General features: G+C 59.9%; 11 protein-coding genes. 8 read left to right on the forward strand and 3 right to left on the reverse strand.

Annotated elements, in window-relative coordinates:
- Nucleotides 1–77 precede the first annotated feature (77 nt).
- Together lpxH and ACO77H_RS11485 are read right to left on the reverse strand one after the other, a co-directional pair.
- Complete coding sequence (gene lpxH / locus ACO77H_RS11480; RefSeq protein ID WP_170057959.1) at nt 78–827, reverse strand: UDP-2,3-diacylglucosamine diphosphatase; 750 nt, start codon at nt 825–827, stop codon at nt 78–80.
- Nucleotides 824–1,327, reverse strand: coding sequence for a peptidylprolyl isomerase (locus tag ACO77H_RS11485; RefSeq protein WP_169954358.1), 504 nt, complete (start codon nt 1,325–1,327; stop codon nt 824–826). Before ACO77H_RS11485 ends, lpxH begins: the two co-directional genes overlap by 4 nt.
- Before the next feature lie 247 nt (nt 1,328–1,574).
- On the opposite strand from ACO77H_RS11485, the gene ACO77H_RS11490 reads away from it, so the two are divergent.
- Entirely contained in the window at nt 1,575–3,275 is a 1,701-nt protein-coding gene (locus ACO77H_RS11490; protein ID WP_432755480.1) for a glutamine--tRNA ligase/YqeY domain fusion protein, read from the forward strand.
- A 41-nt stretch (nt 3,276–3,316) separates the two neighbouring features.
- Nucleotides 3,317–4,699 carry a cysteine--tRNA ligase gene (gene cysS / locus ACO77H_RS11495; protein WP_432755481.1) on the forward strand — a complete coding sequence of 461 codons (1,383 nt, stop codon included), beginning with the start codon at nt 3,317–3,319 and terminating at the stop codon, nt 4,697–4,699.
- Between the two features lie 288 nt (nt 4,700–4,987).
- On the opposite strand, the gene ACO77H_RS11500 is transcribed toward cysS, so the two are convergent.
- Nucleotides 4,988–6,808 (reverse strand): sigma-54-dependent Fis family transcriptional regulator, encoded by a 1,821-nt coding sequence (locus ACO77H_RS11500; RefSeq protein ID WP_432755482.1) that lies wholly within the window; start codon nt 6,806–6,808, stop codon nt 4,988–4,990.
- 328 nt (nt 6,809–7,136) lie between these two features.
- Here ACO77H_RS11500 and ACO77H_RS11505 point away from each other — a divergent pair, with 328 nt between their 5' ends.
- From ACO77H_RS11505 to ACO77H_RS11530, 6 genes are read left to right on the forward strand one after another with little or no spacing between them, the layout of a single operon-like run.
- A complete protein-coding gene (locus ACO77H_RS11505; RefSeq protein WP_169954354.1) occupies nt 7,137–8,231 on the forward strand; it encodes an ABC transporter ATP-binding protein in 1,095 nt (364 codons plus the stop codon).
- Entirely contained in the window at nt 8,231–9,328 is a 1,098-nt protein-coding gene (locus ACO77H_RS11510; RefSeq protein ID WP_432755483.1) for an ABC transporter ATP-binding protein, read from the forward strand. Before ACO77H_RS11505 ends, ACO77H_RS11510 begins: the two co-directional genes overlap by 1 nt.
- Nucleotides 9,325–10,191 (forward strand): carbohydrate ABC transporter permease, encoded by an 867-nt coding sequence (locus tag ACO77H_RS11515; RefSeq protein ID WP_029293322.1) that lies wholly within the window; start codon nt 9,325–9,327, stop codon nt 10,189–10,191. The genes ACO77H_RS11510 and ACO77H_RS11515 overlap by 4 nt, the downstream gene beginning before the upstream one ends.
- A gap of 10 nt (nt 10,192–10,201) precedes the next feature.
- On the forward strand, nt 10,202–11,002 hold the full coding sequence (locus ACO77H_RS11520) for a carbohydrate ABC transporter permease (protein WP_017735079.1): 801 nt from the start codon (nt 10,202–10,204) through the stop codon (nt 11,000–11,002).
- A 10-nt stretch (nt 11,003–11,012) separates the two neighbouring features.
- Entirely contained in the window at nt 11,013–11,285 is a 273-nt protein-coding gene (locus ACO77H_RS11525) for a DUF2160 domain-containing protein (protein ID WP_029293327.1), read from the forward strand.
- Nucleotides 11,286–11,323: 38 nt separating this feature from the next.
- Complete coding sequence (locus ACO77H_RS11530; protein WP_169954352.1) at nt 11,324–13,066, forward strand: ABC transporter substrate-binding protein; 1,743 nt, start codon at nt 11,324–11,326, stop codon at nt 13,064–13,066.
- Nucleotides 13,067–13,172 lie beyond the last annotated feature (106 nt).

A 13,172-nucleotide genomic window follows, 5' to 3' on the forward strand; every position in this document is an offset into this window, starting at 1 on the left:
TCGGTGTGACTGATTTACCGAGGTGCCTGCATCGCAGGCAAGCCAGCTCCTACATATTGATCGGTGTTGTGTCTGGGTTATGCGCCAGGCAACGCCAACTGCGGATTGACGAAGTCGAATGCCGCCAACTGGAAACCTTGCTCATCCACCTGCAACGCCCAACCCTGCTTGTCCCAATCCCCCAGCACAATGCGTTTGGCCGCCTGCTCGCCAATCTGCAATTTGTGAATGGCCGGGCGGTGGGTGTGGCCGTGGACCAGGGTGTGCACGCCATGGGCCTGCATTACCCGTGGCACTTCCTCGGGCGTTACATCGACAATATCGTTGGCCTTCATGCGCGTCTGCGCGCGGCTTTCACTGCGCAGCTTGCGCGCCAGCTTATGGCGGGTGCGCAAGGGCAGGTGGCGCAGGATAAACAGCACAAGGGGGTTACGCAGGATGCGCCGCAGCTTCATATAGCCGAGGTCGCGGGTACACAGGCTGTCGCCGTGCATCAACAGCACGGGCTCGCCATACATCTGCACGACGCTGGGGTCCTTGAGCAAGGTCGCGCCTGCTGCTTTGCAGAATGCCTTGCCGATCAGGAAATCGCGGTTGCCGTGCATCAGGAATATTTGGGTGCCGCTGTCGCTCAGCTCACGTAGAGCCGCGCATATCGAACGCTGGAACGGGGTCATGCCATCGTCGCCAATCCAGGCTTCGAAAAAGTCCCCCAGGATGTACAACGCTTGCGCGCCACGGGCGCGGCCGTGGAGTAAATCCAGAAACGCCCGGGTAATGTCCGGGCGCTCCTCTTCCAGATGCAAATCTGAAATCAGCAATATCACGCAATGATCTCGGCTTTCTCGATGATCACGTCTTCTGCTGGTACGTCCTGGTGGCCGGACTTCATGGTGGTGGAAACACCCTTGATCTTGTCCACGACGTCGGTGCCTTCGGTGACTTTACCGAATACCGCGTAACCCCAGCCCTGTACGGTCTTGGCGCTGTGGTTCAGGAAGCTGTTGTCGGCCACGTTGATGAAGAATTGCGCGGAGGCCGAATGCGGCTCCATGGTGCGGGCCATGGCGACGGTGTACTTGTCGTTGGAGAGACCGTTGTCCGCTTCGTTCTGGATGCTTGGACGCTTGTCTTTCTTTTCTTTCATGCCTGGCTCGAAACCGCCGCCCTGGATCATGAAGTTGCCGATGACACGGTGGAAAACAGTGTTTTCGTAGTGGCCGGCTTTAACGTATTCGATGAAGTTGGCGACGGTGGTCGGCGCTTTCTCGGCGTTCAGCTCGATGACGATGTCACCGTGGTTGGTGGTCAGTTTGACTTGAGTCATGTTCATTACTCTTTTCAGGGAATTCGTGGGTTCGGCCGCCTGGGCACCTTACCGGGTTGGCTAAATTGCGGCCAAGGCGCGCAGTTTAGCGTGCCCTGCAGGAATTTCGAGGTGGTTTTTCACCGCCCATGCAATAAATGCAGCAGTTTTTGGCCATGCCCTGTCAGGTGCTTGACAGCATCGGCTATGATAAGCCCTTTGTTTGTCTGGCCCGACCCGGCCACGTACCTGTCTGTTCAAGGATCCTATGAGCAAGCCCACTGTCGACCCTACCTCGAATTCCAAGGCCGGACCTGCCGTCCCGGTCAATTTCCTGCGCCCGATCATCCAGGCGGACCTGGATTCGGGCAAGCACACGCAGATCGTCACCCGTTTCCCGCCTGAGCCCAACGGTTACCTGCACATCGGCCACGCCAAGTCGATCTGTGTGAACTTCGGCCTGGCCCAGGAGTTCGGTGGCGTCACGCACCTGCGTTTCGACGACACCAACCCGGCCAAGGAAGACCAGGAATACATCGACGCCATCGAAAGCGACATCAAGTGGCTGGGCTTTGAATGGTCCGGTGAAGTGCGCTACGCCTCCAAGTATTTCGACCAGTTGTTCGACTGGGCCGTGGAGCTGATCAAGGCCGGCAAGGCCTACGTCGACGACCTGACCCCGGAGCAGGCCAAGGAATACCGTGGCAGCCTGACCGAGCCTGGCAAGAACAGCCCGTTTCGCGATCGTTCGGTAGAAGAGAACCTGGACTGGTTCACCCGCATGCGCGACGGCGAGTTCCCGGACGGCGCCCGTGTACTGCGGGCCAAGATCGACATGGCCTCGCCGAACATGAACCTGCGCGACCCGATCATGTACCGCATCCGTCATGCCCATCACCACCAGACCGGTGACAAGTGGTGCATCTACCCCAACTACGACTTCACCCACGGTCAGTCGGACGCCATCGAAGGCATCACCCACTCCATCTGCACCCTGGAGTTCGAAAGCCATCGCCCGCTGTACGAATGGTTCCTCGACAGCCTGCCGGTACCGGCGCACCCGCGTCAGTACGAATTCAGCCGCCTGAACCTGAACTACACCATCACCAGCAAGCGCAAGCTCAAGCAACTGGTCGATGAAAAACACGTGTTCGGCTGGGACGACCCACGCATGTCGACGCTGTCGGGTTTCCGTCGTCGCGGCTACACCCCGGCATCGATCCGCAACTTCTGCGAGATGGTCGGCACCAACCGCTCCGACGGCGTGGTTGACTACGGCATGCTTGAGTTCAGCATCCGCCAGGACCTCGACGCGAACGCCCCGCGCGCCATGTGCGTGCTGCGTCCGTTGAAAGTGGTGATCACCAACTACCCGCAAGACCAGGTCGAGAACCTCGAACTGCCGCGTCACCCGCAAAAAGAAGAACTGGGCGTGCGCAAGCTGCCGTTTGCCCGTGAAATCTACATCGACCGCGATGACTTCATGGAAGAGCCGCCCAAGGGCTACAAGCGCCTGGAGCCGAACGGTGAAGTGCGTCTGCGCGGCAGCTACGTGATCCGTGCCGATGAAGCGATCAAGGACGCCGAGGGCAACATCATCGAACTGCGTTGCTCCTACGATCCTGAAACCCTGGGCAAGAACCCTGAAGGCCGCAAGGTCAAGGGCGTGGTGCACTGGGTGCCGGCGGCTGCCAGCGTCGAGTGCGAAGTGCGCCTGTACGATCGCCTGTTCCGCTCGCCGAACCCTGAAAAGGCCGAAGACAGCGCGAGTTTCCTCGACAACATCAACCCTGACTCCCTGCAAGTACTTACGGGTTGTCGCGCCGAGCCATCGCTTGGCGACGCACAGCCGGAAGACCGTTTCCAGTTCGAGCGCGAAGGCTACTTCTGCGCGGATATAAAGGACTCCAAACCTGGTCATCCGGTATTCAACCGTACCGTGACCTTGCGTGATTCGTGGGGCCAGTGATGCAGCCGTGAGCGGCTTGCATAGAGAGAAAAGGAAGCATCGTGCTAACGATCTACAACACGCTGAGCAAAACCAAAGAAGTCTTCAAGCCGCTGGATGGCAACAAGGTGCGCATGTACGTGTGCGGCATGACCGTGTACGACTACTGCCACATCGGCCACGGCCGCAGCATGGTTGCCTTCGACCTGGTGACCCGCTGGTTGCGTTTCAGCGGCTACGACTTGACCTATGTGCGCAACATCACCGATATCGACGACAAGATCATCAATCGCGCCAATGAAAACGGCGAGTCGTTCGACGCGCTGACCGAGCGCATGATCGCCGCGATGCACGAGGACGAGGCGCGCCTCAACATCCTCAAGCCGGACATGGAACCGCGCGCCACGGACCACATCCCGGGCATGCACGCGATGATCCAGACCTTGATCGTCAAGGGCTATGCCTACGCCCCGGGTAATGGCGACGTGTACTACCGCGTCGCCAAGTTCATGGGCTACGGCAAGCTGTCGCGCAAGAAAATCGAAGACCTGCGCATCGGCGCCCGCATCGAAGTCGATGAAGCCAAGCAAGACCCGCTGGACTTCGTGCTGTGGAAAGGCACCAAGCCTGGCGAGCCGAGCTGGGAGTCGCCATGGGGCGCCGGGCGTCCGGGCTGGCACATCGAATGCTCGGTGATGTCCACCTGCTGCCTGGGCGAGACTTTCGACATTCATGGCGGCGGCAGCGATCTTGAGTTCCCGCACCACGAAAACGAAATCGCCCAAAGCGAAGCGGCCACCGGCAAGACCTACGCCAACGCGTGGATGCATTGCGGCATGATTCGCATCAATGGCGAGAAGATGTCCAAGTCCTTGAACAACTTCTTCACCATCCGCGACGTGCTGGAAAAGTACCACCCAGAGGTTGTGCGTTACCTGCTGGTATCCAGCCATTACCGCAGCGCCATCAACTACTCGGAAGACAACCTCAAGGACGCCAAGGGCGCCCTGGAGCGGTTCTACCACGCATTGAAAGGCCTGCCGGTTGTGGCGCCGGCCGGTGGCGAGGCGTTTGTCGAGCGCTTCACCACGGTGATGAACGATGACTTCGGCACCCCCGAAGCCTGCGCCGTGCTGTTCGAGATGGTCCGCGAGATCAACCGCCTGCGTGAGAGCGATCTCACCGCTGCGGCCGGCCTGGCGGCCCGTCTCAAGGAACTGGCGAGCGTGCTGGGCGTGCTGCAAATGGAAGCTGACGACTTTCTGCAAGCCGGCGCCGAAGGGCGTGTGGATGCAGCCGAAGTCGACGCACTGATCCAGGCCCGCCTGAATGCCCGTGCCAACAAGGACTGGGCAGAATCCGACCGCATCCGCGACCAACTCACCGCCATGGGCGTGGTGTTGGAAGACGGCAAGGGCGGGACGACATGGCGTCTGGCTGACTGACGGCTATACGCTGAACAAAAACGCCCCGACTGGTTCGGGGCGTTTTTGTGTGTGCTGGTTTGCCAGCAATGGCGGCGGTACTGCCAATACTTATGTTGTTTGACGCACCGCCATCGCCGCCTCGCTGGGGCTCGACAACTCCCACATTTGATGTGTGGCAAAGCCCAAATTCCCGCCCCGCTGAAGATCCCCTGTGGGAGCGGGCTTGCTCGCGATAACAATGGTTCAGTCACTACTAGGCTGGCTGACACACCGCCATCGCAGGCAAGCTCCCACAAAAGTTGCTCGCTATGTTACGGCGCGCAACCGCTTGTATAGCGTATTGCGGCTAACCCCCAGCTCCCGCGCCAGATGGGAGATATTGCCGCCGACCGCTGCCAGTCTTTGCTGAAGGTTTTGCCTATCGTCCAGATCGCCCATCACCACCGGCTTGCTGGGTGAGGCGTGCCCCAGGTCGACAAAAAAATCATCCGGTAGATGCTCCAGGCGGATCGGTTGGTCTTCGGCCATGGCCAGTGCCACCTGCATCACGCTGCTGACCTGGCGCAGGTTGCCCGGCCAGGGATGTTGCTCGAACAATTCCAGCACTTCGGCGCTGAGCCCGGCCCACTGCGTGGGTTCGCGGTGCTGTTGCCACAGTTGCTTGAACAGCGCCTGCTTGTCACTGCGCTCGCGCAGGGGCGGCAGCTCCAGGGTCAGGCCGCCGATGCGGTAGTACAAATCCTCGCGAAACCGTCCGAGCTGCACCTGTTCGCGCAGCGAGCGGTTGGTGGCCGAGATAATGCGCAGGTCCACCGGGAACAATTCGCTGCTGCCCACCGGCTGTACGCAACGCTCCTGCAACACCCGCAGCAGCCGGGCCTGGGTGGGCAGGGGCATGTCGCCTATCTCATCGAGAAACAGTGTGCCTTTGTCCGCCTTGCGGATCAGGCCGATGCTGCCTTTTTGATTGGCGCCGGTGAACGCGCCTTTTTCGTAGCCAAACAGTTCCGATTCCACCAGCTCCGCCGGAATTGCCGCACAGTTGACCGCGATAAACGCCTGCTGGCTGCGGGAACTGGCCTGGTGCAGGGCTTTGACGAAGACTTCCTTGCCTACGCCGGTTTCGCCGTGGATCAGCAGCGGGATGTCTTTTTCCAGTAGGCGCTCGGCCTGGCGCACGGCTTTTTCCACGCGGCTGTCGCCAAAGTGCAGGGTCTTGAGGCCGATGGGCGCGGGGGCTGGTTCACTAAAGACCCTGGCCTGCACCGGCGCCTGCCTGGGGCGTTTGAGCAGGCATTGGAAACGGTTGCGCCCGGCGGCTTGCAGGGCAAAGGGTAGGCCTTCGGGCTGGTTGAGCAGCTCCAGCAGCGAGACTTGGAACAGGCTGTCGATCATCACCCGTGACAGGCTGATGCCCAGTAGGTTGTCGGCGCGGCGGTTGGCCGACAGCACCTGGCCACTTTCATCGAAAATCAGCAGGCCGGCCCACTGGCTGTCGAGGTTGTTCAGGCCGGTATTGAACGTCAGTTGGAAGTGTTCGCCGCCAAACAGGTTGAGGATCAGGCGGTTTTCCACGGTCTGGCTCATCATCTTGACCATGCCCAGGGTGTGGGAGGGCGGCAGGTAGCTGTCGCTGGACACATCCAGTACCGCAATGATTTCGCGGTTGGCATCAAAGATCGGCGCGGCCGAACCGGTCATGAACCGGTTGGCCTTGAGGAAATGCTCGTCATGCTCGATATGCACTGCCTGGGCGCAGGCCAGCGCGGTGCCGATGGCGTTGGTGCCGGTGGCGCGCTCCATCCAACTGGCCCCGGCGCTGAAGCCACGGGCGAGCTTGGGTTCGATAAAACGCTGGGTGCCCCAGGAAGTCAGGACCTGGCCCTGATTGTCGGCGAGCATGATCAGGCAGTTGGAATTGCTGAGGATGTTCTCGTAATAGGGCAGCACTTCCTGGTGAGTAGTCTGGACTAGCGCGTGCTGGCTCTCCAGCAACTGGCTGATGCCCTCGGCGGGCAACTGGTCGAAGCTGGGGGCGCTCTGGTGATCCAGGCCAAAGGCGCGGCAGCGGCGCCAGGAGTCCTGGATGATGGTGTCGTGGGGCAAAAGCGGGGCAGGTGCGGCCATGGTGGTGACCTTCTTTTTATTGTTGTTATGAACCGTGCACCGCTCACCTTGTGGGAGCTGGCTTGCCTGCGATGGCGTCCGTGAGATCGCTATCGCAGGCAAGCCAGCTCCCACAGGTTGAACGGTTTTACTGGGCTTACTCAGTGTTGTTCAGAACTGTTCATTGTCAACCCGCTGGTTGTTCAATTGTTCAGTTGTGAATGTTCATTTCTGTTCAGCACCGAGCACTGGTTTTGCTCAAGTCGCTGGTAAATCAACACTTTTTATTATTGGCACGAAACTGGCTCTGCCCCTGGAAGAACAATTCCAATAAGAAAAAGGGCGTGTCATGTCATTGACCCTGGAACATGTGACCCGTGTCGTCGAAGGCCAGACCTGGATCGATGACGCCAACCTGCGCTTTGAAGCTGGCTCTTTCAATGTGTTGCTGGGCCGTACGCTGTCCGGCAAGACCAGCCTGATGCGCCTGATGGCTGGCCTGGACAAGCCTGATGCAGGGCGCATCCTGATGAACGGCGTCGACGTCACCCATAAACCGGTGCGCTTGCGCAATGTGTCGATGGTGTACCAGCAGTTCATCAACTACCCCACCATGACCGTGTTCGAGAACATCGCCTCGCCTCTGCGCCAGGCCGGGGTGAGCAGCGAGCTGATCCACAGCAAAGTGCTGGAAACCGCGAAGATGCTGCGCATCGACAAGTTCCTGCAACGTCATCCCCTGGAGCTGTCCGGTGGCCAGCAGCAGCGCACGGCCATGGCTCGGGCGCTGGTCAAGGATGCCGAACTGATTTTGTTCGACGAGCCCCTGGTGAACCTGGACTACAAACTGCGCGAAGAGCTGCGTCAGGAAATGCGCGAGTTGTTCAAGGCCCGCAACACCATTGCCATCTATGCCACCACCGAACCCAACGAGGCACTGGCGCTGGGTGGTACCACCACCATCCTCCACGAAGGCCGGGTGATCCAGAGCGGCAAGGCCGCCGAGGTCTATCACCAACCGCAGACCGTGCTGGCCGCCGAACTGTTTTCCGAGCCGCCGATCAACCTGATGCCGGGGCGCATCAGCGGCAACGAAGTGAGTTTCGCCAACGATGTGCACTTCCCATTGAACGTTGACCTGCGGCCGGTCGGCGAGGGCGAGTTCCGTTTTGGCGTGCGTCCCAGCCATATCAGCCTGGTGCCCAGCAACGACGATGACCTGGAATTGGCGGTCACCGTGGAAGTTGCGGAGATCAGCGGCTCGGAAACCTTCCTGCATGTGCGCAGCGAGCATTTTTTGCTGGTGTTGCACCTACCGGGGGTACACGAGTACGACGTGGATGCGCCGATCCGCATCTACATACCGACCCATAAACTGTTTGTGTTCGATGGCCAGGGTCGTTTGGTCCAGGCTCCCGGGCGCCGTGTCGCGAGGGTTGCCTGATGGCCGAGATCCATTTGCAGAACCTGGCGCATAGCTACAGCCCTACACCCACAGGGCCTGAAGACTACGCCATTCGCGAAATGAACCACATCTGGGAGCAGGGCGGTGCCTACGCATTGCTCGGTCCTTCGGGGTGTGGCAAATCAACCCTGCTCAATATCATCTCCGGCCTGCTCAGCCCTTCGGAAGGCCAAGTGCTGTTCGACAGCAAGGTGGTGAATGACCTGACCCCGGAAAAGCGCAATATCGCCCAGGTGTTCCAGTTCCCGGTGGTCTACGACACCATGACGGTGTTCGATAACCTGGCATTCCCCCTGCGCAACCAGGGCATGACCGAGGCGAAAGTGCACAGCAAGGTGCAGGAAATTGCCGAGGTGCTCGACCTGCAGAACCTGCTGGGTAAAAAAGCCCGCAACCTCAGTGCCGATGAAAAGCAAAAGGTCTCAATGGGCCGTGGCCTGGTGCGCGATGACGTGTCGGCGATCCTGTTCGACGAACCGCTGACGGTGATCGACCCGCACCTGAAGTGGAAACTGCGGCGCAAGCTCAAGCAGATCCATGAGCAGTTTAATATCACCATGGTCTACGTCACCCACGATCAGTTGGAGGCCTCGACCTTTGCCGACAAGATCGCGGTGATGTACGGCGGGCAGATTGTGCAGTTCGGCACGCCACGGGAGTTGTTCGAGCGTCCCAGCCATACCTTTGTCGGCTATTTCATCGGCAGCCCTGGGATGAATCTGATTGAGGTGCAGGCCGATGCCGGTGGGGTGCGGTTTGCCGGGACACATCTGGCGTTGTCCGAGGTGCAGCAACGGCAGATCGCGGAAAAGGACTACAAGAAACTTCAGGTCGGCATACGTCCCGAGTTCATTCATGTGTGGGATGAGCACAATCCCGACGCGTTGCAGGCTGAGGTCATGCATGTCGAAGACCTGGGCACCTACAAGATCCTGACCCTCAACCTCGACGGCGCGCCCTTGAAGGTGCGCCTGGCCGAAGACAAACCGGTGCCCGAAGGGCGGGCGTCGATCAGCTTCCCGGCGCAGTGGTTGATGGTGTATGCCGACGATTACCTGCTGGAGGCGCGCCCATGAACAAGGTGCAGAACAACAAGGCCTGGTGGCTGGTGTTGCCGGTGTTCCTGCTGGTGGCGTTCAGTGCGGTGATCCCGATGATGACTGTGGTCAACTATTCGGTGCAGGACATTTTCGACCAGTCCAGCCGCTATTTCGTCGGGGCCGATTGGTACAAGCAGGTATTGCTGGACCCGCGCCTGCATGACTCGCTGTTGCGCCAGTTCATCTATTCCGCGTGTGTGCTGCTGATCGAGATCCCGCTGGGCATTGCCATCGCCCTGACCATGCCCACCAAGGGCCGCTGGTCCTCCCTGGTACTGATTGTGATGGCCATCCCGCTGCTGATCCCGTGGAACGTGGTCGGCACCATCTGGCAGATCTTCGGCCGTGCCGATATCGGCCTGCTGGGGTCGAGCCTGAATGCCATGGGCATCAACTACAACTATGCCGCCAACACCATGGACGCCTGGGTCACGGTGCTGGTGATGGATGTATGGCACTGGACCTCTTTGGTGGCGCTGCTGTGCTACTCGGGGCTGCGGGCCATACCGGATGTGTACTACCAGGCTGCGCGGATTGATCGGGCATCGGCCTGGGCGGTTTTCCGACATATCCAGTTGCCGAAGATGAAGAGCGTGCTGTTGATCGCGGTGATGCTGCGCTTCATGGACAGTTTCATGATCTATACCGAGCCGTTTGTCCTGACGGGAGGCGGGCCGGGTAACGCAACGACCTTCCTAAGTCAGACCCTGACCCAGATGGCGGTAGGGCAATTCGACCTGGGGCCTGCAGCCGCGTTTTCCCTGGTGTATTTCCTGATCATCCTGTTGGTGTCCTGGCTGTTCTACACCGCCATGACCCACTCCGACGCCAACCGCTGAGGCCGCCAACATGAGCAAGCGCAAGGTCATCCCGCTGCTGATCTACATCCTGTTCCTGCTGGTGCCGATCTACTGGCTGCTGAACATGTCCTTCAAGAGCAACACCGAAATCCTCGGCGGCCTGACGCTGTTTCCGCAGGACTTCACCCTGGCCAACTACAAGGTGATTTTCACCGACCCCAGTTGGTACACCGGGTATCTGAACTCGCTGTACTACGTGAGCCTGAACACCGTGATTTCCCTGACGGTGGCACTGCCGGCGGCCTACGCGTTTTCGCGTTACCGCTTCCTGGGCGACAAGCACCTGTTCTTCTGGTTGCTGACCAACCGCATGGCGCCGCCGGCGGTGTTCCTACTGCCGTTTTTCCAGCTGTATTCGTCCATCGGCCTGTTCGATACCCATATCGCCGTGGCCCTGGCCCACTGCCTGTTCAACGTGCCGCTGGCGGTGTGGATCCTGGAAGGCTTTATGTCCGGGGTGCCCAAGGAGATCGACGAAACGGCTTACATCGATGGCTATAGCTTTCCGAAGTTTTTCGTGAAGATCTTTATCCCGCTGATTGGCTCGGGGATCGGTGTCACGGCGTTTTTCTGCTTTATGTTTTCCTGGGTCGAACTGCTGCTGGCGCGCACCCTGACGTCCGTGAATGCCAAGCCGATTGCCGCCGTGATGACCCGCACCGTGTCCGCTTCGGGGATTGACTGGGGCGTGCTGGCGGCCGCCGGGGTGCTGACCATCCTGCCGGGCATGCTGGTGATCTGGTTTGTGCGCAACCATGTGGCCAAGGGCTTTGCCCTCGGCCGGGTCTGAGGAAACGATGATGGAATGGATGGCCTGGACCACCCCGACTGCGCTGTTTTTTGCGGCGATTGCCCTGTTGCTGGCGGGCATGACCACGTGGGAATTGCGCTCGCCGAGCATCCCTCGGCGCGGCTTGTTACCGATCAGCACCACCCGTGGTGATCGCCTGTTTATCGGTCTTCTCGGGAGCGCCTACCTGCATCTGCTGGTGATTGGCGTAACCGGCTGGAGCATCTGGGTGGCGTCCGCGCTGTCTGTGGTGTGGCTGTTGTCTGTGATGCGTTGGGGATAGCCACAGGCATCCCTTTTGATCCCAACCAGGAGGTCTCTATGTTCGATAAAAACAATAAGCTGCGACATAGCATTTCATTGGCCGCAGTCTTGGCACTCAGCGGCCTGAGTGCTGCAGCCTGGGCCGATGCCTATGAAGATGCCGCGAAAAAGTGGATCGGCAGCGAGTTCAAACCGTCCACCCTCAGCGAAGCCCAGCAACTTGAAGAGTTGAAGTGGTTTATCAAGGCCGCCGAGCCGTTTCGTGGGATGAAGATCAATGTGGTGTCGGAAACCCTCACCACCCACGAGTACGAATCCAAGGTACTGGCCAAGGCCTTCAGTGAAATCACCGGGATCAAGCTGACCCACGACCTGCTGCAGGAGGGGGACGTGGTGGAAAAACTGCAGACCCAGATGCAGTCGGACAAGAACATCTATGACGGCTGGGTCAACGATTCCGACCTGATTGGTACGCACTTTCGCTATGGCAAGACCGAATCCATCACCGACCTGATGGCCAATGAAGGCAAGGACTTCACCTCGCCGACCCTGGACCTCAAGGACTTTATCGGCATCTCGTTTACCACTGCGCCGGACGGCAAGATCTACCAGTTGCCCGACCAGCAGTTCGCCAACCTGTACTGGTTTCGCGCCGACTGGTTCGAGCGGGCCGACCTCAAGGCCAAGTTCAAGGAGAAATACGGCTATGAACTGGGCGTGCCGGTGAACTGGTCGGCCTATGAAGATATCGCCAAGTTCTTCAGCGAAGACGTCAAGGAAATCGACGGCAAGCGCGTGTACGGCCATATGGACTACGGCAAGAAGGATCCGTCCCTGGGCTGGCGCTTTACCGATGCCTGGTTCTCCATGGCTGGAGGCGGCGACAAGGGCTTGCCCAATGGCTTGCCGGTGGACGAGTGGGGGATTCGGGTCGAGGACTGCCACCCGGTGGGTTCCAGCGTGACCCGTGGCGGCGACACCAACGGCCCGGCCGCGGTGTTTGCCACGCAGAAGTATGTCGACTGGATGCGCGCCTATGCGCCACCGGAAGCGGCGGGCATGACCTTCTCCGAATCCGGGCCGGTGCCGTCCCAAGGCAACATCGCCCAGCAGATCTTCTGGTACACCGCCTTTACCGCTGACATGACCAAACCCGGCCTGCCAGTGATGAACGCCGATGGCACGCCGAAGTGGCGCATGGCACCGTCGCCCCGCGGTCCGTATTGGGAGGAGGGCATGAAGCTGGGGTATCAGGACGTGGGCTCCTGGACCTTCCTCAAGTCCACGCCTGAGAAGCAAAAACTGGCGGCCTGGCTGTATGCGCAGTTCGTTACGTCGAAAACCGTGTCCTTGAAGAAAACCATCGTCGGCCTGACGCCAATCCGCGAATCGGACATCAACTCCCAGGCCATGACCGACCTGGCACCGAAACTCGGCGGCCTGGTGGAGTTCTATCGCAGCCCGGCGCGGGTGCAATGGACGCCGACCGGCACCAACGTGCCGGACTATCCACGCTTGGCCCAACTGTGGTGGAGCCACATCTCGGAAGCCGCCAGCGGCGAGAAAACCCCGCAACAGGCGCTGGATGGCCTGGCCAAGGACCAGGACGCCATCATGACGCGTCTGGAACGCTCCAAGGTGCAGCCGATCTGTGGGCCGAAGATGAACCCCGAGCGTGATGCCCAGTACTGGTTCGATCAGCCGGGTGCGCCCAAGCCGAAACTGGCGAACGAAAAGCCCAAGGGTGAAACCGTCAACTATGCCGACTTGCTCAAGTCCTGGGAGGCGGCACGTAAGTGAGGTAGGGCAGATAGCACAACGGCACCGTGAGGTGCCGTTTTTTGTGGTGTCTTTGCTGCCGCCATCGCGGGCAAGCCCGCTCCCACACTTGACCGTATTCTCATGA

Source organism: Pseudomonas sp. WMBT8, assembly GCF_050916005.1.
In the GTDB taxonomy this organism is placed as follows: domain Bacteria; phylum Pseudomonadota; class Gammaproteobacteria; order Pseudomonadales; family Pseudomonadaceae; genus Aquipseudomonas.

Excerpts from the sequence above, each read along its gene's own strand:
- ACO77H_RS11485 (WP_169954358.1), bottom strand. The coding sequence starts at position 1,327 with ATGACTCAAGTCAAACTGACCACCAACCACGGTGACATCGTCATCGAG.
- ACO77H_RS11520 (WP_017735079.1), top strand. The coding sequence starts at position 10,202 with ATGAGCAAGCGCAAGGTCATCCCGCTGCTGATCTACATCCTGTTCCTG.
- ACO77H_RS11500 (WP_432755482.1), bottom strand. The coding sequence starts at position 6,808 with ATGGCCGCACCTGCCCCGCTTTTGCCCCACGACACCATCATCCAGGAC.
- ACO77H_RS11490 (WP_432755480.1), top strand. The coding sequence starts at position 1,575 with ATGAGCAAGCCCACTGTCGACCCTACCTCGAATTCCAAGGCCGGACCT.
- ACO77H_RS11530 (WP_169954352.1), top strand. The coding sequence starts at position 11,324 with ATGTTCGATAAAAACAATAAGCTGCGACATAGCATTTCATTGGCCGCA.
- ACO77H_RS11505 (WP_169954354.1), top strand. The coding sequence starts at position 7,137 with ATGTCATTGACCCTGGAACATGTGACCCGTGTCGTCGAAGGCCAGACC.
- ACO77H_RS11515 (WP_029293322.1), top strand. The coding sequence starts at position 9,325 with ATGAACAAGGTGCAGAACAACAAGGCCTGGTGGCTGGTGTTGCCGGTG.
- ACO77H_RS11525 (WP_029293327.1), top strand. The coding sequence starts at position 11,013 with ATGGAATGGATGGCCTGGACCACCCCGACTGCGCTGTTTTTTGCGGCG.
- ACO77H_RS11510 (WP_432755483.1), top strand. The coding sequence starts at position 8,231 with ATGGCCGAGATCCATTTGCAGAACCTGGCGCATAGCTACAGCCCTACA.